General features: G+C 63.7%; 25 protein-coding genes. 12 read left to right on the forward strand and 13 right to left on the reverse strand.

From position 1 onward, the window contains the following. Complete coding sequence (gene thrC, locus RTP54_RS04335; protein ID WP_312361242.1) at positions 1–1,401, reverse strand: threonine synthase; 1,401 nt, start codon at positions 1,399–1,401, stop codon at positions 1–3. A gap of 279 nt (positions 1,402–1,680) precedes the next feature. Between thrC and RTP54_RS04340 the strand changes: the two genes are divergently transcribed. Next, positions 1,681–2,229, forward strand: coding sequence for a hypothetical protein (locus RTP54_RS04340; RefSeq protein WP_112809412.1), 549 nt, complete (start codon positions 1,681–1,683; stop codon positions 2,227–2,229). Between the two features lie 75 nt (positions 2,230–2,304). Here the strand turns inward: RTP54_RS04340 and RTP54_RS04345 are convergent, their stop codons facing one another. Both RTP54_RS04345 and RTP54_RS04350 read right to left on the reverse strand, forming a co-directional pair. Then, the gene (locus RTP54_RS04345; protein ID WP_112817402.1) at positions 2,305–3,411 is read right to left on the reverse strand and encodes an ABC transporter substrate-binding protein; all 1,107 of its coding nucleotides are present in this window, start codon (positions 3,409–3,411) and stop codon (positions 2,305–2,307) included. 228 nt (positions 3,412–3,639) lie between these two features. Further along, complete coding sequence (locus RTP54_RS04350) at positions 3,640–4,335, reverse strand: HAD family hydrolase (protein WP_112808515.1); 696 nt, start codon at positions 4,333–4,335, stop codon at positions 3,640–3,642. Positions 4,336–4,514: 179 nt separating this feature from the next. On the opposite strand from RTP54_RS04350, the gene RTP54_RS04355 reads away from it, so the two are divergent. The 3 genes from RTP54_RS04355 (at position 4,515) to RTP54_RS04365 (ending at position 6,451) form a co-directional block, all read left to right on the forward strand. Continuing rightward, a complete protein-coding gene (locus tag RTP54_RS04355) occupies positions 4,515–5,183 on the forward strand; it encodes a GntR family transcriptional regulator (protein ID WP_112808514.1) in 669 nt (222 codons plus the stop codon). A 222-nt stretch (positions 5,184–5,405) separates the two neighbouring features. Next, on the forward strand, positions 5,406–5,999 hold the full coding sequence (locus RTP54_RS04360) for a biotin transporter BioY (RefSeq protein WP_312361246.1): 594 nt from the start codon (positions 5,406–5,408) through the stop codon (positions 5,997–5,999). Continuing rightward, positions 5,996–6,451, forward strand: a complete 456-nt coding sequence (locus tag RTP54_RS04365; protein ID WP_112817404.1) for a DUF1284 domain-containing protein — start codon at positions 5,996–5,998, stop codon at positions 6,449–6,451. The genes RTP54_RS04360 and RTP54_RS04365 overlap by 4 nt, the downstream gene beginning before the upstream one ends. Here RTP54_RS04365 and RTP54_RS04370 read toward each other — a convergent pair. Then, positions 6,431–7,111, reverse strand: a complete 681-nt coding sequence (locus tag RTP54_RS04370) for an ArsR/SmtB family transcription factor (protein ID WP_112808511.1) — start codon at positions 7,109–7,111, stop codon at positions 6,431–6,433. The genes RTP54_RS04365 and RTP54_RS04370 overlap by 21 nt on opposite strands. A gap of 80 nt (positions 7,112–7,191) precedes the next feature. Here RTP54_RS04370 and RTP54_RS04375 point away from each other — a divergent pair, with 80 nt between their 5' ends. The 3 genes from RTP54_RS04375 (at position 7,192) to RTP54_RS04385 (ending at position 9,133) form a co-directional block, all read left to right on the forward strand. After that, positions 7,192–7,512 (forward strand): NIPSNAP family protein, encoded by a 321-nt coding sequence (locus RTP54_RS04375; RefSeq protein WP_312361249.1) that lies wholly within the window; start codon positions 7,192–7,194, stop codon positions 7,510–7,512. Between the two features lie 4 nt (positions 7,513–7,516). Beyond that, positions 7,517–7,864 (forward strand): antibiotic biosynthesis monooxygenase, encoded by a 348-nt coding sequence (locus RTP54_RS04380; RefSeq protein WP_312361251.1) that lies wholly within the window; start codon positions 7,517–7,519, stop codon positions 7,862–7,864. Between the two features lie 138 nt (positions 7,865–8,002). After that, positions 8,003–9,133, forward strand: a complete 1,131-nt coding sequence (locus tag RTP54_RS04385) for a site-specific DNA-methyltransferase (RefSeq protein WP_112808508.1) — start codon at positions 8,003–8,005, stop codon at positions 9,131–9,133. Between the two features lie 141 nt (positions 9,134–9,274). Here the strand turns inward: RTP54_RS04385 and RTP54_RS04390 are convergent, their stop codons facing one another. The 3 genes from RTP54_RS04390 to mutY form a co-directional block, all read right to left on the reverse strand. Then, the gene (locus RTP54_RS04390) at positions 9,275–10,198 is read right to left on the reverse strand and encodes a hypothetical protein (RefSeq protein WP_312361254.1); all 924 of its coding nucleotides are present in this window, start codon (positions 10,196–10,198) and stop codon (positions 9,275–9,277) included. Positions 10,199–10,276: 78 nt separating this feature from the next. Then, entirely contained in the window at positions 10,277–10,894 is a 618-nt protein-coding gene (locus RTP54_RS04395) for an HAD family hydrolase (protein ID WP_112809411.1), read from the reverse strand. A 22-nt stretch (positions 10,895–10,916) separates the two neighbouring features. Then, the gene (gene mutY / locus RTP54_RS04400; RefSeq protein ID WP_312361256.1) at positions 10,917–12,005 is read right to left on the reverse strand and encodes an A/G-specific adenine glycosylase; all 1,089 of its coding nucleotides are present in this window, start codon (positions 12,003–12,005) and stop codon (positions 10,917–10,919) included. Between the two features lie 93 nt (positions 12,006–12,098). Here mutY and RTP54_RS04405 point away from each other — a divergent pair, with 93 nt between their 5' ends. From RTP54_RS04405 to RTP54_RS04415, 3 genes are all read left to right on the forward strand, one after another. After that, a complete protein-coding gene (locus RTP54_RS04405; protein WP_112808504.1) occupies positions 12,099–12,605 on the forward strand; it encodes a DUF721 domain-containing protein in 507 nt (168 codons plus the stop codon). A gap of 221 nt (positions 12,606–12,826) precedes the next feature. After that, positions 12,827–13,681, forward strand: a complete 855-nt coding sequence (locus RTP54_RS04410; RefSeq protein WP_112817407.1) for a DsbA family protein — start codon at positions 12,827–12,829, stop codon at positions 13,679–13,681. Between the two features lie 102 nt (positions 13,682–13,783). Beyond that, complete coding sequence (locus RTP54_RS04415; RefSeq protein WP_312361259.1) at positions 13,784–17,245, forward strand: chromosome segregation SMC family protein; 3,462 nt, start codon at positions 13,784–13,786, stop codon at positions 17,243–17,245. 5 nt (positions 17,246–17,250) lie between these two features. Here the strand turns inward: RTP54_RS04415 and RTP54_RS04420 are convergent, their stop codons facing one another. Further along, complete coding sequence (locus RTP54_RS04420; protein WP_312361261.1) at positions 17,251–19,071, reverse strand: caspase family protein; 1,821 nt, start codon at positions 19,069–19,071, stop codon at positions 17,251–17,253. 365 nt (positions 19,072–19,436) lie between these two features. On the opposite strand from RTP54_RS04420, the gene ppdK reads away from it, so the two are divergent. After that, a complete protein-coding gene (ppdK, locus tag RTP54_RS04425; protein WP_112808497.1) occupies positions 19,437–22,103 on the forward strand; it encodes a pyruvate, phosphate dikinase in 2,667 nt (888 codons plus the stop codon). Positions 22,104–22,241: 138 nt separating this feature from the next. On the opposite strand, the gene RTP54_RS04430 is transcribed toward ppdK, so the two are convergent. Further along, positions 22,242–22,523 (reverse strand): hypothetical protein, encoded by a 282-nt coding sequence (locus RTP54_RS04430; protein WP_112808495.1) that lies wholly within the window; start codon positions 22,521–22,523, stop codon positions 22,242–22,244. Between the two features lie 357 nt (positions 22,524–22,880). Further along, positions 22,881–23,270 (reverse strand): hypothetical protein, encoded by a 390-nt coding sequence (locus RTP54_RS04435; RefSeq protein WP_112808493.1) that lies wholly within the window; start codon positions 23,268–23,270, stop codon positions 22,881–22,883. 259 nt (positions 23,271–23,529) lie between these two features. On the opposite strand from RTP54_RS04435, the gene RTP54_RS04440 reads away from it, so the two are divergent. Then, entirely contained in the window at positions 23,530–24,438 is a 909-nt protein-coding gene (locus RTP54_RS04440) for a DUF1499 domain-containing protein (protein WP_312361265.1), read from the forward strand. A 24-nt stretch (positions 24,439–24,462) separates the two neighbouring features. Here RTP54_RS04440 and RTP54_RS04445 read toward each other — a convergent pair whose 3' ends face one another. Genes RTP54_RS04445 through RTP54_RS04455 form a run of 3 tightly spaced genes read right to left on the reverse strand, consistent with a single transcriptional unit; the run spans position 24,463 to position 26,470 of the window. Further along, positions 24,463–25,095, reverse strand: a complete 633-nt coding sequence (locus RTP54_RS04445; protein ID WP_312361266.1) for a DUF4166 domain-containing protein — start codon at positions 25,093–25,095, stop codon at positions 24,463–24,465. Beyond that, entirely contained in the window at positions 25,092–25,550 is a 459-nt protein-coding gene (locus RTP54_RS04450) for a thiol-disulfide oxidoreductase DCC family protein (RefSeq protein WP_312361268.1), read from the reverse strand. Before RTP54_RS04450 ends, RTP54_RS04445 begins: the two co-directional genes overlap by 4 nt. Then, a complete protein-coding gene (locus tag RTP54_RS04455) occupies positions 25,547–26,470 on the reverse strand; it encodes an MBL fold metallo-hydrolase (protein ID WP_312361270.1) in 924 nt (307 codons plus the stop codon). The genes RTP54_RS04450 and RTP54_RS04455 overlap by 4 nt, the downstream gene beginning before the upstream one ends. Between the last annotated feature and the right edge of the window lie 4 nt (positions 26,471–26,474).

Here is a 26,474-nt window from a genome sequence, read left to right on the forward strand (position 1 = left end):
TTACCCCTGGAGACGGGTGCGCTCGCCGATAAAGGTCTCGACGCTCTTCAGATCCGCATCCAGGATATCGAAACGCTCCTCCCTGTTCATCAGGTCAGCAAGCCACGTCGGAAGCGCCGGGTCAATACCACTGGCCGATTTTACGGCGGCAGGGAATTTCGCCGGGTGAGCCGTTGCAAGCGTCACCATCGGGGCCGACGGCTTCTCGTGCTTGGCCGCCACGAAGACGCCGATGGCGCTGTGCGGGTCGAGCAGGTAGCCGGTTTCCTGCAGGGTGCTGGCAATGGTCTTGGCGACCTCCTTCTCCGACGCGCGGCCGGAGCGGAACTCCTTGCGGATCGCCTTCAGCGCACTTTCGCGAATGGCAAACGAGCCCGATTGCTTGAGGCTGTCCATCGCCGAGCGCACTTCGGCCGGGTCGCGGTCGTTCGCCTCGAACAGCAGCCGTTCGAAATTCGACGAGATCTGGATGTCCATCGACGGCGAGGTGGTCGCCTTGACCTCGCGCATTTCGTAGCGGCCGGTCTTCAGCGTGCGGGCCAGAATGTCGTTTTCGTTGGTGGCGACAACGAGCTTGTCGATCGGCAGGCCCATGCGCTTGGCGACGTAGCCGGCGAAGATGTCGCCGAAATTGCCCGTAGGCACCGTGAAGGAGATCTTGCGGTCCGGGCCGCCGAGCGCGATCGCGGTCGTGAAGTAGTAGACGATCTGGGCCATGATCCGCGCCCAGTTGATCGAGTTGACGCCCGAAAGCTTGACGCGATCGCGGAAGGCCGCGTCGTTGAACATGCCTTTGACGAGGTTCTGGCAATCGTCGAAATTGCCCTTGACGGCGATCGCATGCACGTTGCCGGCCTTCGACGTCGTCATCTGCCGCTGCTGCACCGGCGAAACCTTGCCGTGCGGGAAGAGGATGAAGATGTCGGTGCGCTCCCGTCCGGCAAAGGCGTCGATGGCCGCGCCACCGGTATCGCCCGATGTCGCCCCGACGATGGTTGCCCGCTGGCCGCGCTCGGCAAGCACATAGTCCATCAGCCGCGCGAGCAGTTGCATCGCCACGTCCTTGAAGGCGAGCGTCGAACCGTGGAACAGCTCCATGACGAAGGCATTGGGACCGGTCTGGACGAGAGGCGCGATCGCCGGATGGCGGAACGTGGCATAGGCTTCGTCGATCATCTCGCGAAATTTCGCTGGCGGGATCTCACCGTGGATGAAGGGCTCGAGGACGGCAAACGCGATATCCTGGTAGGACTTGCCGCGCAGTGCCCGGATCTCTTTCTTCGACAGCGTCGGCCATTTCTCGGGAAGGTAGAGACCGCCGTCGCGCGCAAGGCCGGCAAGCAGCGCGTCGCAGAAGCCGAGGGGAGCGGCCTCGCCGCGCGTCGAGATATACTTCACCATCCTAATCCTTCGTCCTGCCTTCGGATCGCGGCGACCCTATGCCAGCCGGCCGCGGTGCGTCTGTCTTATTGCGTCAGTCCTTGACAAAGTCCCCACGCATTCTTGTCACCCGTGCAATTTCCGATCCGAGCGTCATCTCGGAAAAAACCGATCGAGGCGGCCGACCCGATCGATTTTTCAATTCGCCGCTGCTATAGACGATGCCCGAAGGCCACGAAAGGCCTTCCGGCCGAGATTTCGGTCAAGGAGTCTCAACCGGTTCAGCAGAGGTTGTTCAACGTGTTTGGCAAAGTATCCCGGCCTGTCCTCGCAATATCCTTACTCGCGGTCCTCGCCGGCTGTAACAAGACGCAATCCGGCGGAGCGATCGAAACTGGTGGCAGCGCTGCCGCCCCGACGCCCGCCGTCGTCCAGGCCTCTTGTCCGCAGGTGGTCTTGAGAGACGGAACGTCCTCGTTCCGCACCTATGCCAAGGGCGGCAAGGACGATCCCACCAAGGTCATCTATCAGGTGTCGCTTGCCGACACGACGCGGCAATGCGTGCTGAGCGAGACGGCGATGACCGTGACCGTCGTGGTGCAGGGCCGTGTCGTCAGCGGGCCCGCGGGCGGCCCTGGAAAGGTCACCATGCCGATCCGCGTGGCGGCAACCGACGAAGACAAGACGCTCTATTCCGAACTGGTCCAGCACACGGTCGAAGTACCGGCAACAGGCTCGACCCAGTTCGTCTTCACCAAGGCTGATGTCACGCTGCCGGCCGGTGCCGGCTCGACCGTCAAGGTCTTCGTCGGCTTCGACGAAGGTCCGCCGGCCAAGCGCAAGAAGTAAGCGGCCGTAGCGACTGCCTGAAACGAAAAACGCCGGGGCTAGCCCCGGCGTTTTCATTTGCAGCTTGCTGCGCGATTATTCGGCCGGAACGCTCTTGCCGCCTTCCCACTTGTAGAGCGAGAAAGCCTGCGAGGTCAGGTCGCCCGCTTCGCCGTAGGTGACCTTGCCGAGCACGGTGTCGATGGCCTCGCCCGACTTGATGGCGGTCGCAACCGCTGTCGCATCCTCGGCGGAGCCGGCCTTCTCGATGCCGGCCTTCAACACCTGCATGGCGGCATAGGCATTGAGGGTGAAGGCTTCAGCCGGAATGTTCTTGGCCTTCAGCGCTTCGACCGCCGGTGCCGACGCCGGGTTGCGGGTCGCGTCGCTGGCGTTGGTGTAGATCGTGCCTGCAGCCGCTTCCCCGCCGATTGCCCAGAATTCGGTGTTCGACAGGCCGTCGCCGCCGAAGATCTGTGCGGTCACGCCCTGATCGCGCATCTGGCGTGCGAGCAGGCCGCCTTCCGGATGGTAGCCACCGAAGTAGACGACATCGACCTTTTCGGCCTTCAGGCGGGTGACGATGGCGCTGAAGTCCTTGTCACCAGGGTTGAGGCCTTCATAGACGACCTCAGTGATGCCGCCGGCGTTGATGCCCTTCTTGAAGCCGTCGGCGAGACCCTTGCCGTAAGGCGCCTTGTCATGCAGGACCGCGATCTTCTTGTCCTTGAGGTTCTTGACCACATAGGCGGCAGCAACTTCGGCCTGCTGGTCGTCACGACCGCAGGTGCGAAGCACGTTCCAGAGGCCGCGCGTCGTCAGGTCAGGCGTGGTCGCCGTCGGCGTCACCATCAGGATGCCGTTTTCGGCCAGAACGTCGGATGCTGCCATCGAGGTGCCCGAGAGCACAGGACCGACGACGAAGCGGATGCCTTCGCCGGCTGCCTGGTTTGCCACAGACACGGCCTGCTTCGGGTCGCCGGCATCGTCCATCATCTTCAGGACGATCTTCTCGCCGTTGATGCCGCCGGCCTTGTTGATCTCGTCGGCGGCCGCTTCGGCGCCGTTCTTGACCTGCTCCCCATAGGCCGCGACCGGGCCGGTCAGCGGCGTGATGACGCCAACGGTGATATCGGCAAAGGCGAGCGGGCCGAAGGCGACGCTCGCCGCCAGGGTCAGGCCCGTCAACATTGAAAGACGCATGGTGTTTCCTCCTAGAAATACCCCTTGTGGGGCTTGGCTGATATGGCCCTCGTGCGCGGTGCGAAAACCGGGGAGATCTTCGGAGCGACAGCGACGACACATCAATGTGACATCGTGTCCCTCGGCGCCTAATCGGACGCCCGCCGTGATGGCCGAGAGCTTTTTCCCGCCCCGGCATGATCCGGGGCGAAAGGGGTTTGCGGGCGGTCCGCGCCCGGGCCTTGCCGATCAGGCCGTCATCGATTCCGACCACTCGGAAAGAGCGGCGATCACGCCCGGCAGCGCCGACATCCGCGAAATCACCGTTTCGGCGCCCGCCTCTGTCAGCTGGTCGGCATGTGAGGGATGGGTGTGCGAGCCGCCGGTAAAGCCGACGACGCGCATGCCGGCCGCGCGCGCACCATGAATGCCGTGCACCGAATCCTCGATGACGAGGACGCGGGAAGGGGCGACGCCCATCTGCTTGGCGCCGTGCAGGAAGATGTCAGGCTTCGGCTTGACGCGGTCGGCGCCGAGGTCGCGGGCGGAGTAGATGTGACGGCCGAAATGGTCCTTGATGCCGACCTTGCCGAGCATCATGGCAAGCCTGGCCGAGGTCGAGTTGGAGCAGATGCAGTGCGGCAGCGTCAGCTGCGCCAGCATCGGCTTGACGCCGTCGATGATGTTGAGGTCGCGCGCGAGGCGCTCGTCGAGGATGGCATCGACCTTGCTGATGAGCTGGGCCGAAAGCGGGACGCTCGCTTCCTTTTCGATCTGCAGCAGCGTGTTCTGCCAGGTCATGCCGGCGAAGCGCTCTGCCATTTCCTCGACGCTGATCGGATAGCCTGCTTCGGTCAAAAGGGCCGCTTCGACTTCCGAGGCGATGATTTCTGAATCGACGAGAACGCCGTCGCAATCGAAGATGATGAGATCGATACCGTTCATTTAAGTCAGTTCCCTGGGAGAAGGAGGCGCCGCAGGCAGGGGGAGGGTCTCTTTCGCGGCGCGTGCTTTTGTACGCGGAAGGTTTATACGATGGCGGCCAAAATCTCAACCTTTGGAAATCGTCGAAAGGCCGCTGTCGCTTGCTCGACAGGCCCTGCCGGCCCCTCTAGATGTAGCCGATGGACAAGCAACGGGACGATACGATCGCAAGCCGCATCAGCCGGGCACTGGCCGAGAGGATCATCTCGGGCGTGCTTTCGCCGGGAGAGCGCCTGCGCCAGGATCATATCGCCGAGGAATTCGGCGCCAGTCACGTGCCGGTGCGCGAAGCGTTCAGGCTGCTCGAAGCCCAGGGGCTTGCCGTCAGCGAGCCGCGCCGCGGCTTTCGCGTGGCGGCGTTCGACCTCAAGGAGGTCCGTGAGGTTGCCGAAATGCGGGCGGTTCTCGAAGTGCTGGCGCTGCGTCACGCTATCCCGCATCTGACCGCTGCCATCCTCGAGCGTGCCGAGGCTGCCACGGTCGCCGCCGATACGTCACGCGACGTCCGGTCCTGGGAGGCCGCCAATCGCGCCTTCCATCGGTTGCTCCTCGAGCCCTGCGGCATGCCGCGGCTGCTGGCCTCGATCGACGATCTGCATGCGGCGAGCGCCCGCTTTCTGTTCTCGGCCTGGCGAACCAGTTGGGAAGCGCGCACCGACCACGATCACCGCGCCATCCTTGCCGCCTTGCGCGAAGGGCGCGGCGACGAGGCGGCAAAGATCCTCGAGCGTCATGTCGGCTGGATCGGCAAGACACCGGTGCGGACCGCCGCAGGCGAGACGCGTGAGGCGTTTTCGATCGTCGGATAGGCGTTCGACCACAATCGCGGCCTTCGTGCCAGCGTCCAGGCGTAAAATTATCTATAGTTTTATTTCGTTGTTTCGCAGGAGGTTGCGGGCATCCGTGCGCGATCGCCTGTGACTTATCAGTGTTGTTCCGGATTGACCGGGCGGTAGTGGAGCGGTATCGGGTCATTATTATAGATAGAATAGAAAATTATCTATAATTTGAAAACAACCACGGAGACCCAGATGTCCAGTCTTGCTTCCGCCCATGCGCCTCTCTTCGATCCGCTCCGCCTTGACGGTAAAACCTGGCCGGTGAAGGCCTTGTTCGTGCTGCTTGGAACCGGCTTCCTTGCTCTTTCCTCGCAGATCAGCGTGCCGATGATCCCGGTGCCGGTAACCATGCAGACCTTCGCCGTCACGATGATCGGCGTCGTCTATGGCTGGCGGCTCGGCGTCGCCACCATCCTTGCCTGGCTGGCCGAAGGCATGGCCGGCTTGCCCGTCCTGGCCAATGGCGCCGGCGGTCTTGCCCATTTTGCCGGGCCGACGGCCGGTTATCTCGCGGCCTTCCCGCTGGTCGCAGGTCTTGCCGGCTGGCTGGCGCAGCGTGGCTGGACCGGCGATCGGCTTGCGCTGAGCTTCTGCGCCCATTTCGCCGCTAACATGCTGTGCCTTGCCGTCGGCGCCGCCTGGCTCGCCACGCTGATCGGTTTCGAGCAGGCGATCGCGCTCGGTGCCGCACCCTTCGTGCTCGGTGCCGCGCTGAAGTCGGCACTCGCCGCAGCCGTGTTGAAGGCCATCAAGCGCTATGCGCAAAAGCCGACGGACCTCGTTTGACCGTCCGGCTGCGCGGGCATCACCTGTTGTGCCTGCTGACCTTCGTGGGCGAGGGCTATACGCCCTCGTTCACCCGCAACTATAGGCGGATCGCAGAGCGCCTTTCCGCCGGTGAAGCCGTCACTGTGGTCGATGGCCCGGACGATATCTGCGGGCCCATGCTGTGCGAAGCCGGCGCCCATTGCCATGACGAGAGCATCTCACGGCGCGACAGCCTCGCGCTTGCGGCGGTTTCGGATAGTCTCGACCGGCAGGTGACGGCAGGATCGGTGCTGGTGCTCGATGCCGGCAGGCTGAGGCGGTTGCGTTCCGCCTTCGCCGAAGGGAAGACGACGGCCGCCTGCGCCGAATGCGAATGGGCCGGCCTCTGCAGCCGCGTAGCTGGAGGTGGTTTCCGGGATGTGCTCGTGCGCGCCGCCGATGATCCCTGCCTATTGCGGGAAAAGGTTTGAGAAGGCTTTCTCACCGCTATCGGTGAAGCGGATGATGCGGCTGTCGTTTTCGCGCTTTGCCCAGCCCTTGTCGATGAACAGCGCCAGCAACGCCTCGCCGAGCGTGCCTGCGAGATGCGATCGGCGCTCGCTCCAGTCGAGGCAGGTCCGGCAGATCGGCCGCCGGGATTTCTTCAGGGACGAATAGTTGATGCCGAGCGCCTCGATGCGGACCTGGCCGGCATCGGTCAATGCAAGATCGTCGCCGGCGACCTCGATCTGCTTGGCGGCGATCAGGCTGTCGAGCATGCGCACGCCGTAGTCGCCGGCGAGGTGGTTGTAGCAGACGCGGGCCTTGCGCAGCGCCGGGTCCTTCGGGCCGGGACGATGCCGGTTCATGCCGCGGCTGGCGGCAAAGCCCATGAGGTTTTCAAGCATCAGCCCGACCTCGTCTTCGGCGAGCTGATAGTAGCGGTGCCGGCCCTGTTTTCGCTGGCTCAAAAGACCACCGGCCTCCAGCTTGGCAAGATGAGAACTGGCCGTCTGGAGCGTGATGCCGGCATGGCCGGCAAGCTCGGTCGGCGTCAGCGCCCTGCCGCCCATCAATGCCGTCAGCATGTTGGCGCGGGCCGGGTCGCCGATCAGCGAACCGATGAGAGCGATGTCTGGACCTTCTTTCATACTTCGATGGTAATCGAAGCATCGATGCCCGGCAAGCGGGCATAGTGGGCTCATCGAAAGACACCGACGAGGAGCCCAAAATGATCACCTGCTTCATCCGCTATGAGATCGATCCCTTCAAAAAAGAGGAATTCGCCGCCTATTGTCGCACCTGGGGCGAGGTGATCCCGCGTTGCGGCGCCGATCTCATCGGTTACTTCGGGCCGCACGAAGGCTCGGCGACGACGGCCTATGGTGTCTACAACATCGAGAGCCTTGCCGCCTATGAGGCCTATCGCACCCGGCTCCTTGCCGACCCGCTCGGCCGTGAAAACTATGCGTTCGCCCGAAAGGAACGGTTTATCCTCAACGAGAACCGGATTTTCCTGAAGAACGTTTCGTCACCAACTGGAAGGGATTGAGCTCATGATCGCCGTCATCTTCGAAGTCCTGCCGGCCGAAGGCTGTCGTGAGACCTATCTCGGCATCGCCGCCGACCTGCGCCCGCTGCTCGACGGCATCGACGGCTTCATCTCGATCGAACGCTTCCAGAGCCTTGCCAACCCCGACAAGGTTCTGTCGCTGTCGTTCTGGCGCGACGAGACCGCCGTTAAGGAATGGCGCAACGGCGCAGAGCATCGCGCCGCCCAGGATGCCGGCCGAAATGGCGTCTTTGCCGACTACCGTCTGCGCATCGCCTCGGTCGTGCGCGATTATGGCCTGAACGAGCGCCATCAGGCGCCGCCCGATAGCCGCGCCTTCCACGCGGCGTGACGACGATCGGCAGGCGAAGCGACTGGCCCGGCATCGCAATTTCGAATTTTTTCCGGATGGCCTTCAGGCTTTGGTAACCATCTTCGGTAACCATAAGCTCCATAGTCCGTCCCGAGTAAGCGTATTTGCGAGTTGTCCATGTCATCAGTTGTTTCGCTTGCCGAAGTCTCCCGTGCCGCCCGCCCGCTGGGCTGGCTCGATTCCATCATCAAGGGTGACTGCGTGGCCGCGCTCAATGCGCTTCCCGACAATTCGGTCGATGTCGTTTTCGCCGACCCGCCCTACAACCTCCAGCTCGGCGGCATGCTGACCCGCCCCGACCAGTCGGTGGTCGACGCCGTCGATGACGAGTGGGACCAGTTCGCCTCCTTCGAAGCCTATGATGCCTTCACTCGCGCCTGGCTCCTAGCCTGCCGCCGCGTGCTGAAGCCGACCGGAACGCTCTGGGTCATCGGCTCCTACCACAACATCTTCCGCGTCGGTGCCATCCTGCAGGACCTGCATTTCTGGATCCTCAACGACATCATCTGGCGCAAGACCAACCCGATGCCGAACTTCAAGGGCCGCCGGTTCCAGAACGCCCACGAGACCCTGATCTGGGCGACGCCGAACGCCAATGCCAAGGGCTACACCTTCAACTACGATGCGATGAAGGCGGCCAACGACGATGTGCAGATGCGCTCCGACTGGCTGTTCCCGATTTGCTCGGGCCATGAGCGCCTGAAGGGCGACGACGGCAAGAAGGTGCACCCGACGCAAAAGCCGGAAGCGTTGCTTGCCCGCATCATGATGGCATCGACCAAACCCGGCGACGTCATCCTCGACCCCTTCTTCGGCTCCGGCACGACCGGTGCCGTTGCCAAGCGTCTCGGCCGTCACTTCGTCGGCATCGAGCGCGAACAGGACTATATTGACGCGGCATCGGCGCGCATCGACGCCGTCGAGCCGCTAGGCAAGGCCATGCTGTCGGTATTGACCGGCAAGAAGGCCGAGCCGCGCGTCGCCTTCAATACGCTGATCGAAAGCGGATTGATCAAACCCGGCACGGTGCTCACCGACGCCAAGCGGCGCCACAGCGCCATCGTGCGTGCCGACGGTACGCTTGCCTCCGGCGGCGAAGCCGGCTCCATTCATCGCCTGGGCGCTAAGGTCCAGGGTCTCGATGCCTGCAACGGATGGACATTCTGGCATTTCGAAGAAGGGAACACCCTGAAGCCCATCGACGAACTCAGAACCGTCATTCGAAATGACCTGGCAAAACTGAACTGATCAACCAGTTCCGTCAGGTCCTTCGAAGAGCGCTCCGACCGGTTTTTGTACCTTCAGTCCCGCAAGGAACGCTTTAAAAACGCCCGGAAACCGCAAGGTTTCCGGGCGTTTGTATGTTGGTTGCAGCAAGGCGAGATCCGGCTATGCCGGCAGGCGCGCCGGTTCGCTGGCCGGGCGCAGACGAAAGAGTGCGCGCGTTCCCTTTTCCTCAAAACCCACAGCCGCGAACGCCGGACCGAGAACCGGCATGTCTTCAGCGTAAAGCTGAACCATGGCCGCCCGTATCGCCGGGCAATATACGCTCACGCGCTTGAGCAAGGCGGCGACGAGTGTGGAGAGCCCGGCGGCGCTGCGCGCAGCCCGATGCGTAACGGTTATGCACATTTCGTCACCAAGGGGAAAGGCATAGGCTTCCGCGACCAACCCATCCGTATCGAGGAGCACTTCGGTGTAAACGCTGCCATCGCGCGCGGCCATTTCCTCACCGACCATCGCCGCGTCCCAGGTCGTCGTGCAGCCTGTCTCCCCACATTGCTTGACCCCGGCTGCGGTGTAGAATTCGGCATACTGCGAGGTCAGTGCGTCCGACAGGGGAACTCGCACTTCCATCGTGGAGGCGGGCGGGAGTTCGTCTACGCTTCGCCAGTGATGTTTCGGGGCATGCCAGATCCTGAACAGCTCCTGATGGACCTTGGCCCCGATGTCGGCGGCGATGCGTTCCTGAATGTCGCCCGTGGTCGCCGCCCAGTAGATGCCTTCTGCGCCGGAATCCACCCCGGCCGCAAGCAGCAGTTGGCTAAGGCAGACGGTGTCCTGGTCTGCTGCGTGGAAGGCGACACGCCTGCCAAGCAGCGCGTCCTCCTCACGGCTTTCGCCGATCTGTACCCATGCGATCACGCGGCGGTTGCGCCGAGCCAGGACGACAGGATCCTGGGCAAATTGATGCCTGTAGTCTTCGAGCGATACCGCGTCGCGGAAGTCCGCGTCCGCGGCATCGTAAATTTCCGCAACAAGCCGATCGAGCCCATCGCTGTCGCGAACCCATTCCAAGTCGTAGTCGACCATGTATCCACCTTCCGCATATGCACTCATAGGTGGTATTGTCGATTTGTGGCGAAATTTGAACGAGCGGCGAGCGGCTCGTCAGCGCTGGATGCCGTAGGCGGAAAGATCGGCCTTCAGCTTCTCCGGATCGGTGAAGTGCACCGCGTGCCAGCCGGCGAGACGCGCGCCCTCGACGTTGGGCATGCTGTCATCGATGAACAATGTGGCCGACGGGTCGAGGTCGAAGGTGCGGGCATGAGTTTCGTAGATCGCCACGTCCGGCTTGATCAGGCCGACGTCGCCCGACACGGTGACGCCGCGCGGCATCGTCAGGAACGGATAGAGCTGCTGTGCCTCGCGGAAGGTGTCGGAGGCGAAATTGGTCAGCATCGTCACGTCGCGGCCCTCGGCAATCAGGTTCTCCATCAGCGAGACCGTTTCGACATAGGCATGCGGCACCATTTCCTGCCAATGCTTGCGGAAGGCGCGGATCTGTTCTTCGCGATCGGGGTGATCCTTGATCAGCAGCGCTTCTGCCTCTTCCCAGGAGCGGCCGCGATCCTGCTCGATGTTCCAGTCATGGGTGCAGACATTGGCGAAGAACCACTGGCGCTCGGCCTCGTCGGGGATGATGCGGCTGAAAGGCAGGTTCGGGTCATAATGGATCAGCACCTTGCCGATGTCGAAGACGATGTGGCGGATTTCGCTGCTGCTCATGACCTGTTCCTCTTTGACCTTCTCAGCGCTCGGCCCTGAAGGCATCCGGGATCGCCTGCGCGATCGCTTTTTTCATAACTGTCGGCAATGCCTGCGCTTTCAGCGACGAGACCGGCTCCCACCAGCCGTCGTTTCCGGTTTCGGCGCGCGCGACATTGGCGCGATAAACCGACAGGCGCAACTCGAAATGCGTGAAGACATGGCTGATCGTGCCGCAGTCTTCCCAGGCAGCTTCAAAGGGTTGCGCTGCGAGCGACGTGTCGCCATCCTGCCGCGCCGTCCAGGCGGTGCCGGGGACTTCGGTCATGCCGCCGAGCAGGCCGGTTTCGCCACGCTTGCGCAGGTAGACGGTATCGCGGGCATCGATCGCCACGAAGGCGGCGCCGAGCCGGAGCGGCCTGTCCTTCTTCTTCGCCTTGCGCGGAAAGGTCTCGGGATCTGCGACGGAAAGGGCCCGACAGTGCGGCCGATAGGGACAAAGCGAACAGGCCGGCCGTTTCGGTGTGCAGATCGTCGCGCCGAGATCCATCATCGCCTGTGCAAAATCACCGGGTCTGTCGGCCGGCGTGAGCGCTGCGACGAGGCCGCGCATTTCCGGCTTTGCCGCCGGCAGCGGCGTTTCGATCGCATAGAGCCTCGAAATCACCCGTTCGACGTTGCCGTCGAGCACGGCGCTCTTTCGATTGAAGGCGATGGCGGCAACGGCTGCGGCCGTATAGTCGCCGATGCCGGGCAGGGCCTTCAGCCCTTCCTCCGTGTCGGGGAAGCGGCCGCCATGGTCGCGCGCAACGGCCTCGGCGCATTTCTTCAGGTTGCGGGCCCGCGCGTAATAGCCGAGCCCCGCCCAGGCCTTCATCACGTCCTCGTTGTCGGCCGCGGCCAGATCCTCGACCTCGGGCCAAAGCGCCAGGAACTTCTCGAAATAGGCCTTCACCGCCTGCACGGTCGTCTGCTGCAGCATGACTTCCGACATCCAGATATGGTAGGGATTGGCGACCACGCCGTGTCGCGCCATCGACGGCGAGACCCGCCACGGAAGCTCGCGGTGGTGCCGGTCGTACCATTCAAGAATGAGCGGGGCGGCCTTCGCCGCCGTGATCGTATTGTCCATGATTTGCCGGAGGTTCCTTTTCAGGCTTATACTTGGCGAAGGCGAGCCGGCGCATCAAGGCTCAATCGACATTGCATACAGAAAGTCGCGTTCGTGAGTGAACAGAAGTCCCGCAGGGGTGTCATCCAGATCGCCGAAGTCGCCAACGGCCTCATCGATCCGGTGCTTGCCAAGCGCGCCGGCATCAACACCATGCTGCTCGGCTCCTGGGATGAAATCGCCGGCGCCGATTTTGCCGATTGCACCCGGCCGGAAAAGATCGCCTGGCCGCGACGCGCCTCGGAAATCGCCGGCGAAGGCGGCCACCAGCCGGGCGTGCTCACCGTCGCCTGCGAGGGCGCGCGCGCCCTGTTTCTCACCCATGCCCAGGGCGAATTGATCCAGCGCATCAACGGCTTCTTCGGCTTTTATGCGATCGGGCAGCTGCGCATCGTGCAAAAGCCCGTCTCACCGCCGCCCAAACGCAATCGCACCCCGCGTCCACTCACCGGCGAACCGGCCCGCAAGCTCGAAACCATGGTCGAGGGCATTGAGAGCGAAGAGTTGAAGGCCGCGCTGCGGCGGCTTGGGACCGCCGTCATGTCGCCGCGCCGGCGCTGATCCCCGCGATCTCAACGCTTCGTTTCCTCCGGGCATGTTCGTGCACGTACGGCTGTGATTATACCCGGACCGTCTCACGCCTTGGCGCGACATGCCTTCAAGGGCGCACCATCAGCCGGTCACAATTCTTTGAATTCTGTTGAGAAGCTGCCCCTTGCCGCCCTGCGCGCGGCAAGATATCGAATCCGCACTGCAATTCCCTCCGAACACGGGTAAAATTCATGTCCGCTTCTGCAATGAACCTTTCCAAGCGCCTGCTCAGCGGCGTTGCCATCGCGACTGTCGCTCTCGTGCTTGCTGCCTGCAGCGACGAGAAGAAGGAGCAGGCTGCGGCGACCCCGACCGAAACCACGGAAACGGCTGCCAAGACCGATGCCAAGCCTGCTGATGCCAAGCCTGCCGATACCATGACCACCGCGTCGACGACGGCGACTGCGCCGGCGACGACCGAAGCCAAGCCTGCCGGCACCGAAGTCGCCCAGACGACGGCCGCTCCGGCCGCCAAGGTCGAGCTTCCGACGTCGGAAGGGTCGGTCGACGCTGCCAAGTTGATGGAACCGGGCGCACTGCCGGAAATGGCCATCGGCGATGCCAACGCGCCGGTCACGATCGTCGAGTACATGTCGATGACCTGCCCGCATTGCGCTGCCTTCCACAACAACACCTTCGAAGCGATCAAGACGAAGTATGTCGACAGCGGCAAGGTTCGGTTCGTTCTGCGCGAATTCCCGTTCGATCCGCGCGCGGCTGCCGCTTTCATGCTGGCGCGTTGTGCACCTGAGGGCCAGTATTTCCCGATGATCTCGATGCTGTTCAAGCAGCAGCAGCAGTGGGCTGCCGCCCAGAATGGTCGCGATGCATTGCTGCAGATGTCCAAGCTTGCCGGTTTTACACAGGAGAGCTTCGAGTCCTGCTTGACGAACCAGAAACTTCTGGATGATGTGAACGCAGTTATGCAGAAGGGCGCAAAGGACTTTGGCGTACAATCGACGCCGACCTTCTTCGTCAATGGAGAGCACTATTCTGGGGATATGTCGGTTGACGTCATGTCGGCCCTCATCGACAGCAAGCTCTGATCCTTCGCTTTTCCTGAAAACGGGCGACGGCGGTAGCCGCTCGCCCGTTTTTTATGCCCGCAGGTTGGATGACAAGGGGCGTTCTGCGCCAGCGTCTACCGCATGAAGTTCAACAAGCTTCGCCTGCTCGGCTTCAAGTCTTTCGTCGAACCCAGCGAATTCATCATCGAGCGCGGCTTGACCGGCATCGTCGGCCCGAATGGCTGCGGCAAGTCGAACCTTGTCGAAGCATTGCGCTGGGTGATGGGGGAAAACTCCTACAAGAACATGCGCGCGTCCGGCATGGACGACGTGATCTTTTCCGGCTCGGGCAATCGTCCGGCGCGCAACACCGCCGAAGTCGGCCTTTATCTCGACAACAGCGATCGCACGGCACCTGCCGCCTTCAACGACAGCGACGAAATCCAGGTGACGCGCCGCATCGAGCGCGAACAGGGGTCGGTCTATAGGATCAACGGCAAGGAAGCGCGCGCAAAGGATGTGCAGCTCTTGTTTGCCGACGCCTCCACCGGCGCCCGTTCGCCGTCGATGGTCGGCCAGGGGCGCATCGGCGAACTGATTTCGGCAAAGCCGCAGGCGCGCCGCCAGCTGCTGGAAGAAGCGGCCGGCATTTCCGGTCTGCATTCGCGCCGGCACGAGGCCGAGCTGCGGCTGAAGGCTGCCGAGACCAATCTCGAGCGCCTCGATGATGTGACCTCACAGCTCGAAAGCCAGATCGAGAGCCTGAAGCGTCAGGCCCGTCAGGCAAATCGCTTCAAGATGCTGTCGGCCGATATCCGCAAGCATGAGGCGATCCTGTTTCACATCCGCTGGGTCCAGGCCAAGGAGGCCGAGGCCGAGGCGACCAGCCAGCTCAACCAGGTGACGGCGCTGGTTGCGGAAAAGGCGCAGGCGCAGATGCAGGCGGCCAAGGATCAGGCGATTTCCAGCCTGAAACTGCCGGAGTTGCGCGAGAACGAGGCGAAGCTCGCCGCCGCCCTGCAGCGCCTGCAGATTGCCCGCTCGCAGCTCGAAGAAGATGCCGGCCGCATCCTGCGCCGCCGCGACGAGCTGCAGCGCCGCCTGGCGCAGCTGGCCGAGGATATCGCCCGCGAGGAACGCCTGGTTGCCGACAATGCCGGCATCATCGCCCGCCTCGACGAAGAGGACGAGGAACTGCGCGAGGCGCTTGGCGAGGCTGATGATCGGGCGAGCGAAGCCCGGGAGCGGCTCGAAGAGGCTAACGAGAAGTTGTCCGCAAGCGAAGCGGATCTGAGCCGGCTGACGGCCGAGCGTGCCGAGGCGCAGGCCGGCCGCAACCAGCTCGAGCGCGCGTTGCGCGATCTGTCGGAACGCCAGGCGCGGCTGGCGCGCCAGTTGTCCGACCAGGCCCGCGATCTCGACGAACTCGACCGACAGATGGCATCGCTGCCCGACCCGCACGAAAAGCAGGGGCAGGTGGAGGTGGCCGAGGCGGCGCTTGAAGAGGCCGAAGCGAACGTCGCCGATATCGAGGAGGCGCTCGCCGAAACCCGTCGTGCCGAGGCAGACGCGCGCCCACCGGTCGATCGGGCGCGGGCCGTGCTCAATGGCATCGAGACCGAGGCGCGCACGATCCGCCGGATGCTCGAAGCGGCAGGCGGCGGCGACTATCCTGGTGTCGTCGAGGAGATGAAGGTCGATCGCGGCTTCGAGACGGCACTTGGAGCCGCGCTCGGCGACGATCTCGATTCGCCGCTCGACAATGCGGCTCCCGCCCACTGGCGCACACCGGGCGACCATTCCGGCGATGCCCCTTTGCCGCCGGGCGTGCGCTCCTTGATCGAGCACGTTCGCGCGCCGCAGGCGCTGGCCCGTGCCTTGAGCCAGATCGGCATCGTCGACAGCGAAGCGGAGGCCGAGCGGCTGATGCCGGCGCTGAAGCCCGGCCAGAGCCTGGTGACGAAACAGGGTTCCGTCTGGCGCTGGGACGGCCATGTGACCGGCTCCGAAGCGCCGAGCGCTGCGGCGCTGAGGCTCGCCCAGAAAAACCGCCTTGCCGAGCTCGATGCTGAAGCCGATGACGCCGGCGAAGCACTGAGCCGAGCCGAGGCCGATCTTGCTGCTGCCGGTTCGCGCATCCGCGCCGAGGACGAGCGGCTCAGGCTTGCGCGCGACGCGCAGCGCATGATCACGCGCCAGCTGGGCGAGGCCCGCGATGCGCTGGCTGCCGCCGAGCGCGCCTCCGGCGATCTCTCGCGCCGCCGTGCTGTTGTTGCCGAGACCAAGAGCCAGCTCGAAAGCCAGCTGGAGGAAGTCGCCGAGCAGATCGAGACCGCCAACGACGCGCTTGCCGATGCGCCCGACCTTTCCGAGCTAGAGCTGAAACTGCGGACGCAGACGGCGGATGTCGCAGCCGACCGCGCCGCGGTTGCCGAACGGCGCGCCGCCCATGATGGCCTGGCGCGCGAGAACGAGGCGCGGCAGCGTCGCATTGCGGCAATATCGGGCGAACGCCAGACCTGGAAGGCGCGGGCCGCGAGCGCAGACGAGCACATCGCCACCCTCAGGGACCGCGAGGCGGAAGCCCGCGAAGAGGTCGAAGACCTGATGGATGCGCCCGACGAGTTCGACGACAAGCGGCGCGCGCTGATGAACGAATTGCAAAAGGCTGAAGCGTCACGGCGCGAGGCCGCCGATATTCTTGCCGAGGCCGAAGGGCGCCAGCGCGAGGCTGACCGCATGGCCGCGACGGCGCTGTCTGAGCTGGCGGAATCGCGTGAAAAGCGCGGCCGCGCCGAGGAGCGGCTGGTGTCTGGCCGCGAGCGGCGCGTCGAGATCGAGGCCCGGATCCAGGAGGCGCTGTCCTGCGCTCCGCACGAAGTGATGCGATTGACCGGGCTTGCCGTCGACGAAGCGTTGCCCGACATGCGCAATGTCGAGCGCGAGCTGGAACGACTGAAGATCGAACGCGAACGTCTTGGCGCCGTCAATCTGCGCGCCGAAGAGGAACAGAAGGAGCTGTCGGAGCGTCTCGCCCTGCTCCTGAAGGAACGCGACGACGTCATCGAGGCGATCCGCAAGCTGCGCAGCGCCATCCAGAACCTCAACCGCGAGGGGCGCGAGCGGCTGATCGTCGCATTCGACGTGGTCAACGCCCAGTTCCAGCGGCTTTTCACCCACCTCTTCGGCGGTGGCACGGCCGAACTGCAATTGATCGAGAGCGACGACCCGCTTGAAGCGGGCCTTGAGATCCTCGCCCGCCCACCGGGCAAGAAGCCGCAGACGATGACGCTGCTGTCGGGCGGCGAGCAGGCGCTGACGGCGATGGCGCTGATCTTTGCCGTCTTCCTCACCAATCCGGCGCCGATCTGCGTGCTTGACGAAGTCGATGCCCCGCTCGACGATCACAATGTCGAGCGCTATTGCAACCTGATGGACGAGATGGCGGCGTCGACCGAGACCCGCTTCGTCATCATCACTCATAACCCGATCACCATGGCCCGCATGAACCGCCTGTTCGGCGTGACGATGGCAGAGCAGGGCGTGTCCCAGCTCGTTTCCGTCGATCTGCAAACCGCGGAGCGGCTGAGGGAAGTGGTGTAGGCGGGTCACTCGAATTCGAGAATGAGACCGCCGGTTCCGTCGGTCGACCCCATGTCATCCCAGGTGTCGACATAGACGGACTTCGTGTCGACCTTTCCGCGGCGATGCGCGTAGTACATGCCGATATCGTCGCCCTTCTTGTCTTCGTTCGGCATGTCGGCGAACCACTTCGTGTAGGTCATGCCGGTGCCGTTATCCCACCGCCAGCCGCCCTTCGGCTCCTTGCCCTGGGGGTCCTGCGTGAGGCCGATCCAGGGACCCATCTTATAGCTGACGTTTCCCCTTGGGTCGTAGCCCACCTGAAAGAAGCTTTGATCGGCATTGAACAGCGACGCCACGAAGGCGTTCTCCTCCTCGGAGGAAATCGCCGCCAGATGCGCCCCGCAGCCGCTGGCGATCCCGCGCGCATAAACCGCCAGGATCGTGCCGGTTCTGACTGCCACATAGAGATGCCCGCCGAACACGCCATAGACGGTATCGAAATGACGCAGGCAGGTGAGGGCCTCCAGAACACGCTTGTCCGGTTCGAGGCCCTCGAGGTTGGCAACGTCGTAGCGCCGGGCTTTCGGCGCGCTATAGAGGCCCTCCGCGCTGTCATTGACGGCAATGCCGAGGGATTCTGCCGTGCGTTCGGTGATGAAACCACTCGCCGGCTGCCTTTCGGTGCTCTGGAAGAGTTTGATCGCCTCCCGTGTCAGTCCGCCGAAAACGCCGTCGGCGGTGCCGACGGTAAAGCCCTTGGCGACGAGTGCCAGCTGCACGTTCCGTCGCCGGTCCTTGTCGGGCAGAAGTCGCGCTTCGACCGATTGCGGCAGATGCGACTGGTTGCGGACTGCCGCGGGCTCGATCTGCGCCAGCGTCTGGCGTCCGAGGTCGGCATATTCGCCGCTGCGATGCTTTTCGACAAAGAAGTGCCAGATCCGTGGTGTCCCGACCCGAAGCGCCTTCTTGAAATCCCTTTCCGCTTCGAGTGCATCGGGATCTTCTGCCGGAACCGGTAGTGCCGGTGCGGCTGCCTCGATCCGTGGGGCCGCTTGCTCTTGCCCGAAGTAGAATTCGAGCGACAGCGAGGAGAGGATCTGCGGTGACTGTTTGCCGTCGGTATCCTTGCGCACATCGCGCACCACGCGCTTGAAGGCAGTGCCGACCTCGAGCCCGGCGCCGGACAGATTGGCAATCAGGGCGCGGGTGAAAGGTGAATGGCCGTCGGTGCCGTCGGCGGCCACCTGTCCCGGCGCTGCTGCAAACGCAACGAGAGTGCCGGAACCTTGCGTTTCGATCGGTGCGAGACCGCGGGTGGCACTGCCGCGCGTGGCGCCGTCGACATCGACGTTGAGTTTGTTGGCCAGCGGATTGTTGCGGCAGGCGTCGAGAAAGACGAGCGATATCCGCGCACGCTTTTCGAGCGCATTGATGATCTCTGTGAGAGCCACGGTTTCCGCCGGAACGTCGAACTCGCTTTCGAGCCTGGCGTCGGTGCCGATCAGGAAATTCTCGCCGCGAAGCTGCATGCCATGCCCGGCAAAATAGAACAGCGCTGTGTCCTCTGGCCCGATGTTGCGGGAGAAACGCGACAGCGCCTCGGCAAAATGACGGCGATCGGCATTGACCACCAGTTCCGCTTCAAAACCCTGGCTCTTGAGAAAGTCGCTGAAGGCTTCGGCGTCGCGCGCCGCGTTCGGTAGCGTGCCGGCAACGGCGTAGTCGCTCATGCCCACGACCAGCGCCATCCGTTTGCCGGCGTTTTCAGCCAAGGCGAAGCCCGGGGCGAGCAGCAGCAGCAGGAGAGAAAGCACCGAAAAGCCAAGCTTCGCACGACATTCCATGGCATTCCTCCAAGCCTTCAGGATTGAAACGAGCCGGTAGCGTGGGATGTTCGCCGATGGCGCCCGCATCGTCTCATTATATTAGATGTTGATCATTGAAGCGGCAACGGGCTGCTGGCGATCTGTGCTGCCCTTCGTTGAGATCCGACGGAAGAAAGTGGTTTTCAAATGTGGGCGCGGCGGCCGATGAGATCGCCCCGCAATCGCGCACGTCGCCGCTCTGCCGAACGTTACGTTTTTTGCCGCATTGCAGTCGCCGACTGATAAAATGATGCGCTGCAGCATAAATCTTCGGCGAGTGCATTTCCAGGCTGAAGCATATACTGTAAATCGTCATAAAAGACTGTTTTGGGTGGAGAGCAGGCATGACGAAATGGGTTTACACCTTCGGTGGGGGCAAGGCCGAAGGTCGGGCGGGCGATCGTGACCGGCTGGGTGGCAAGGGCGCGAACCTTGCGGAAATGTGCAGCCTCGGCCTGCCGGTGCCGCCGGGACTGACGATCATCACAGATGCCTGCAACAGCTATTTCGACAATGGCCGCGAAATACCCGCCGGGTTGCACGATCAGGTCCGCGAAGGCATTCGCCGGATGGAGGAGATCACCGGCCGGGTCTTTGGTGACATCAACCGTCCGCTGCTGCTTTCCGTGCGTTCCGGTGCCCGTGCGTCGATGCCGGGCATGATGGACACGGTCCTCAATCTCGGCCTCAACGATCAGTCCGTACATGCGCTCGGTCACGATGCCGGCGATGCGCGCTTTGCCTGGGACAGCTATCGGCGTTTCATCCAGATGTATGGCGACGTCGTCATGGGCGTCGATCATGACGTGTTCGAAGAGATCCTCGAGGACGAGAAGGCCCGCCTCGGCCACGAGCAGGATACCGAGCTTTCCGCGGTCGAGTGGCAGCATGTCATTTCCCGCTACAAGGAAGCGATCGAGGAAGCGCTCGGCGAGCCCTTTCCCCAGGACCCGGAAATCCAGCTGTGGGGCGCGATCGGCGCCGTGTTTTCAAGCTGGATGAACCCGCGCGCCATCACCTACCGCCACCTGCATTCCATCCCGGCGGCCTGGGGCACGGCGGTCAACGTCCAGGCGATGGTGTTCGGCAATCTCGGCAATTCGTCGGCAACCGGCGTTGCCTTTACCCGTAACCCATCGACGGGAGAGAACGAGCTTTACGGCGAGTTCCTCGTCAATGCCCAGGGTGAGGACGTGGTCGCCGGCATCCGCACGCCGCAAAATATCACCGAGGCCGCTCGTATCGCGTCGGGCTCCGACAAGCCGTCGCTTGAAAAGCTGATGCCGGAAGCCTTTGCCGAGTTTCGCGCCATCTGCGACAAGCTCGAGCGGCACTATCGCGACATGCAGGATCTCGAATTCACCATCGAACGCGGCACGCTCTGGATGCTGCAGACCCGCTCCGGCAAGCGCACGGCCAAGGCCGCGCTCAAGATCGCCGTCGACATGGCGGACGAGGGACTGATCTCGACGAACGAAGCGGTCGCCCGCATCGATCCGGCCTCGCTCGACCAGTTGCTGCACCCGACGATCGATCCGCATGCACGCCGCGATATCATCGGCTCGGGCCTTCCAGCGTCGCCGGGGGCGGCGACAGGAGAAATGGTCTTCACCTCCGAGGAGGCGGTCCAGGCCGACAAGGAAGGCCGCAAGGTCATTCTCGTGCGCATTGAAACCAGCCCTGAAGACATTCACGGGATGCATGCCGCCGAGGGAATTCTGACGACGCGCGGCGGCATGACCAGCCACGCCGCGGTGGTCGCGCGGGGGATGGGCACGCCATGCGTTTCCGGCGCGGGCAGCATTCGTGTCGATCTGCGCAACGAATTGCTGATCACCCCGAGCGTGACGCTGAAGAAGGGTGACATCATCACCATCGACGGCTCTTCGGGTCAGGTGCTGAAGGGGGCGATCGCCATGCTCCAGCCGGAACTCTCCGGCGATTTCGGAAAGATCATGGCCTGGGCGGATGCGAGCCGCCGCATGACCGTGCGCACCAACGCCGAAACGCCGGCCGACGCGCGTGCTGCGCGCTCCTTCGGCGCCGAAGGCATCGGTCTTTGCCGCACCGAGCACATGTTCTTCGAGGACGGGCGCATCAATGTCATGCGCGAGATGATCCTTGCGGAAGACGAGGCAGGCCGGCGCATGGCGCTTGCCAAGCTGTTGCCGATGCAGCGCTCGGACTTCGTCGAACTCTTCTCGATCATGCACGGCCTGCCGGTGACCATTCGCCTGCTCGACCCGCCTCTGCACGAATTCCTGCCGAAGACCGACGAGGAAATCGCCGATGTCGCCGGCGTGCTTTCACTCGATCCGTCAGCCCTGCGCCAGCGCGTCGATCAGCTGCACGAGTTCAATCCCATGCTCGGCCATCGTGGTTGCCGGCTCGCCATCTCCTATCCGGAGATCGCCGAGATGCAGGCTCGCGCCATCTTCGAGGCGGCCGTCGAGGCCGCGCGCGAAACCGGTGCTCCCGTCGTGCCTGAAATCATGGTGCCGCTCGTCGGCCTGCGCGCCGAGCTCGACTACGTCAAGGAACGCATCGATGCGGTGGCAAAGGCCGTGATCGGCGAGGCCGGCATCGAGATCGACTATCTCGTCGGCACGATGATCGAGCTGCCGCGCGCAGCCCTTCGGGCCCATGTGATTGCCGAGGCCGCCGACTTCTTCTCCTTCGGCACCAACGACCTGACCCAGACGACCTTCGGCATTTCGCGCGACGATGCCTCGCAGTTCCTGGCGACCTATCAGCAGAAGGGCATCATCGAGCAGGATCCTTTCGTCTCGCTCGATTTCGACGGGGTCGGCGAGTTGATCCAGATTGCTGCCGAACGTGGACGCCGCACCAAGAACGGGCTGAAGCTCGGCATCTGCGGCGAACACGGCGGTGATCCGGCCTCGATCCGTTTCTGTGAGGATGCCGGCCTCGACTACGTCTCCTGTTCGCCGTTCCGCGTGCCGATCGCCCGGCTGGCAGCTGCGCAAGCGGCCATCAACGGCAAGGCGTGAAGCGACAACGACGCCCTTGAAAGATCAGCGCCCCGGAACCGTGATGTTCCGGGGCGCTGTCGGATCTGGAAACGGCTGCATCGTTTTCTCCCTGAACCCGGTCCGGTCCAACGAGCAAAGCAGTCTGGTGTTGGCCCGTTAATTTCCCTGCACGATAACAGGGCGCGTTACCACGACCGGGCGGCTCCAGCCCCATATCATCACATCGTTGTCATAGCGAAAGGCGCGCGACTCGGCGCGGCGGTCGAGTTCGATACGCTGCAGGCAGGTGGCAAAGGCGTCGGTGCCGCGCCGAAAGCCGTAGGAGGCGCAGGTGTTGCCATCAGCGGCGCGTCGTTCTTCCGGTGTCATCGTCTGGCAAGCCGCGAGCATCAGCCCCGCGGCGGCAAGGATCAGCAGTTTGGTCTTCATCGTCTTCATGCCTCCTGAGCGGACGCAGATCGGATCGGCGAAAGCGCTTCGTTGCGTGTGCCCGTACCTCACAATGGCAAGGTCGTCGGGCACGCCGCGTCGCTCGGCACTTCGCCACCGGCTGCGGGACAGAGCTCTGCCGCATGGTGAGCCGTCATGTCCACCCTGATTATTTCGGGGATCTGCACAAAGACCCGCGTGGCGGCTCTTGCAATCGGCGGTCGAGGCTTGGCAAGGGCCAGAAACCCGAGCCGGGGTTTCGGGCAGAAAGACACCACACGGATATTGCGGTCACGATTCAATTGCATACGGGCATGATGAGCCCGCCCGCAGCCCGCCGTCAATCCGTTTCCTTACCGTGAAGGATCAGATGCGCTCGAGCACGCCGACGAAGGATTCGGCAAAGCTTTTCAGGTCCTGGGTGTTTTCGCCGGGGGGCTCGAGCCGGATTGTCGAGCCTTCCTCTTCGAGGCAGACGAACAGGATCGGCGATGTCTCGCCGTCGGCTTCGCCGATGCGAAGCACCGCGATGCTCAAGCAATTCTCGATCAGGCCAGAGGCTGGAAGCGCGAAGAGGAATTCGCCGCCGACATTGTCGGCAACGGTGCGGATGAAAGCGGTGAAATCGTCCTTGCTTCCGGAGAAACCGTCGAGGGAAAGCTCCAACTCCAGCAGCGCCATCGGTATGCCGCTGTCGGCTGGCGAGGGCGGTGCGGCATGGGTGGCGGGTGCCACGGCTACCTGCGATGCGACCATGATGTCTCTCCGTCTTGCCGTGCCGGATCTGTTCCCGGTCGTCGGCCGTTGCCTCCGATTGACGTTGCACGACAGATTTGCCGCCGTGCGAGCATATTCCTGATGTCTGATAGGTGGTTAACGAGAATGGCGATTTTGCGGCAGGGGCGCCCGGGTGTCCACCCCCCGCCGCGCGCCGGTGTCTATTGCCTGTTTTCACGGCCCCGGCCATGGTCTAAGAATGCAGGTCTGTTTCGATGCAGGGGATTGATTCCGTTACATGATGGTCCGGTACGAGCGCCCCTATTCCCATGCCGCCCATTGGGCGCGCCGCTTTGCCCGCATCGCCTTTGCGATCTTCGCCCTGTCCCTGGCTGCGCATCGGTTCGGTCCGTTGACCACGCCGCATTTCCTCGGCCTTGTCGGGCTGTCGGGCGCCTTCGCGCTGCTTGGCGTCCTGTTGGCGCTGGTCGGGCTCGCGCGTCTCTGGCAGGTGGCTGCGATCGGCGGCCTCGCTTCGGCATCGGCGCTCGTCTATGCGGCGCCCACGCTCGCCTTCATCGGCTATGGTGCCACCCAATATCTGACACGGCCGAAGATCTACGATGTCAGCACCGACACGGTGACGCCGCCGCCCTGGCTAAAGGTGCCGCAGACGGAGGAAAGCTGGCTGAAACGCAATCCGGCCGTCACGCCTGAAGACCGCGAAGCACAGATCGTCGCCTATCCCGGCCTGACCGGGAGACGGTATGACGGCGCGCTCGACCGGGTGTTCCAGGGCGTGCGCAACGTCGTGGAGAAGACGCGCGTTGGCGTGACCCAGGAACTCGGCGTCGAGAATGCCCGCGCCGACCTGGAGGATCTGGCCGTTCGGCCGAATGCCGGGGCGGATGCTTCTGCCGAACCGGAGAATATCCCCGTGCCGGAATCCCGGCCGGAGGTCGCACTCGAAGGTGCAATTCCCGGGCGGCGCGCGAGCGATGTCGTGCTCCAGGGCGAGTGGCGCACGCTGATTGCAGGTTTTCGTTTCGACGTGCTGATCCGCCTGCGCGAAGAGGCGGAGACGACCTTCGTCGATCTGCGCGTCGCCTCGCGCTACGGCCAGCACGACCTCGGCATCGGTGCCGCCTTTGCCGACCAGTTCCTGCGGGCGCTCGATGCCGAGTTGCTCGGCATTGCCGGCGACTGACCGGAAAAGACTTGCCTGGACGCCTCAGTCTTGGGTGAGGGCTCCGGCACTGTCGGATCTTGCCGGCATGTTCGTCTTGATCGGCGCTGCCGGCTCGAGCCAGCCGCGATAGCGCACGATCAAGCCGGTCAAGGGGCTTTCGACTTCGACATGGAAGTGAAACACACCGTCGCGATCCTCCTCGAAAGTCCGGCCACCCGACGCGAGAAATAGCGGAAGCGGAAGGCCGAGAACGGACCAGCCACGAACCTTGAGGTGCAGGCGGTCTGCTTCGGGCGCCAGGCTGCAGAGAATGCGAAACGGCCCCAAATCCTCTGCGAGCAATCGTTCTTTTCGTTTCTCGACTTTTTGCAGGGAACTGCGCAGAACCTTGTCGCCGAAGCGCCGGCTCCAGATTTCGCGGCAACTGGAGCAGGCGAAGTGGATCTCGACGGGCACATCTTTCCCGGCGGCGGGAAAGCCGGCGATGAAGGCTGCAAGGCGGGCCAGTGGCGCCCGACCGCGCTCGACGGTCGCACGCCCCCTGAAGGCAACGTATCCGTCCGACGTCTCATGCACGGCACGGATCGCCGCGGGCAGGCGGTCCCAATCCCGGCCGAGAACCTGTCGGTAGAGGCTTTGCCGATGGATTGAACGTTCGGCTTGCGGATGCGTCATGCGATGAAGCGCCCGCGTTCTTCCACAGTCGGCACCATGCAACTCTGCCGGCGCCCGGCGATCCGGTAACGGTTACGTGCAACCAGATCGTAAATCGGATCGCGAAGCGCTGCAGGCAGGATGCGGCAGATGTTGACCAACGACCACGGCAGGCCGAGGCCCGCAAGCGTGCGGATCGACCCATCGGACTTGAAGCGTGCGATGCCGTCCTCGATCAGCATATTGCTCTCATAGTTTTCGTCATCGAGGCCGTAGTGCCGGTAGAGCGCCCGACCGAGCGGCGATTGTGCCGTCAGGTAGCGGTAGCGCGCCTTGCGATCATGGCGCAGCATGAAGCGTACCCAGCCCGAGCAGAAGATGCATTCACCGTCAAAGACGATCACCGGCCGATCGTCGGGAAAGGATGGGACCGACGGGTCGTTGCGGTAGCTGTGGGCTTGCCGGCGGGTGCTCATCCGGCCCCGCCCGGTGCCAAGCGATAGTCGCCGAGAAGGGAAGGCGGACCGTCGGTCACGACACGCCCCTGCTCGACCAGATCTTCCAGATGCGCCAGCACCGAAAGGGCGGCCGCGCCATGCAGGCGCACGTCGGTCGAGGCATAGATCACCTTGACCATGTCGGGGATGTTGCCGTCGCCGGCGCGCACGCGTTCGAGCACCGCGCGCTCGCGCATGCGGCGGTGGGCGCGCAAGCCGCGCAGGAACGCCGCCGGCTCGATGACCGGGCCGCCGTGACCGGGCAGATAGAGCCGATCGTCGCGTGCAAGCAGCGCCTCCAGCGAGGCCATATAATCCGCCATGGCGCCATCCGGCGGCGCGACGATCGTCGTCGCCCAGGCCATGACGTGATCGGCGGAAAAAACCGTACCGGTGCCCTCGAGCGCAAACGCCATGTGGTTGGCGGTGTGACCGGGGGTGGCGAGCCCCGTCAGCACCCAGCCGTCGCCCTCGATCCGTCCACCGTCGGTGAGGCTGACATCCGGCGAGAATTCCATATCGGAACTCTCGGCAAAGGGGTTGATCTCGCCGACATGCAAGGGGCGTGCGGCGCGGTGCGGCCCTTCGCCGACGATCGTTGCACCGGTTGCGGCCTTCAGCCGGCGCGCCAGCGGCGAGTGATCGCGGTGCGTGTGGCTGACGGCGATGTGCGTGACCTCCCGGCCCGCAAGTGCCGCCATCAGCGCCTGAAAATGCGCTTCGTCGTCCGGCCCCGGATCAATGACCGCTACCGATCGTCCGCCAACGATATAGCTGTTGGTGCCGTGGAAGGTGAAAGGCCCGGGATTGTTGACGGTGATGCGCTGAATGCCGTCGGCAACGATCACGGCTTCCCCGTGCGCCGGCTTGAAATCGAGATCGAAGGCCGGCCCCTGCATGCGC

The sequence above is a fragment of the Ensifer sp. genome, from assembly GCF_031989085.1.
GTDB lineage: Bacteria > Pseudomonadota > Alphaproteobacteria > Rhizobiales > Rhizobiaceae > Ensifer.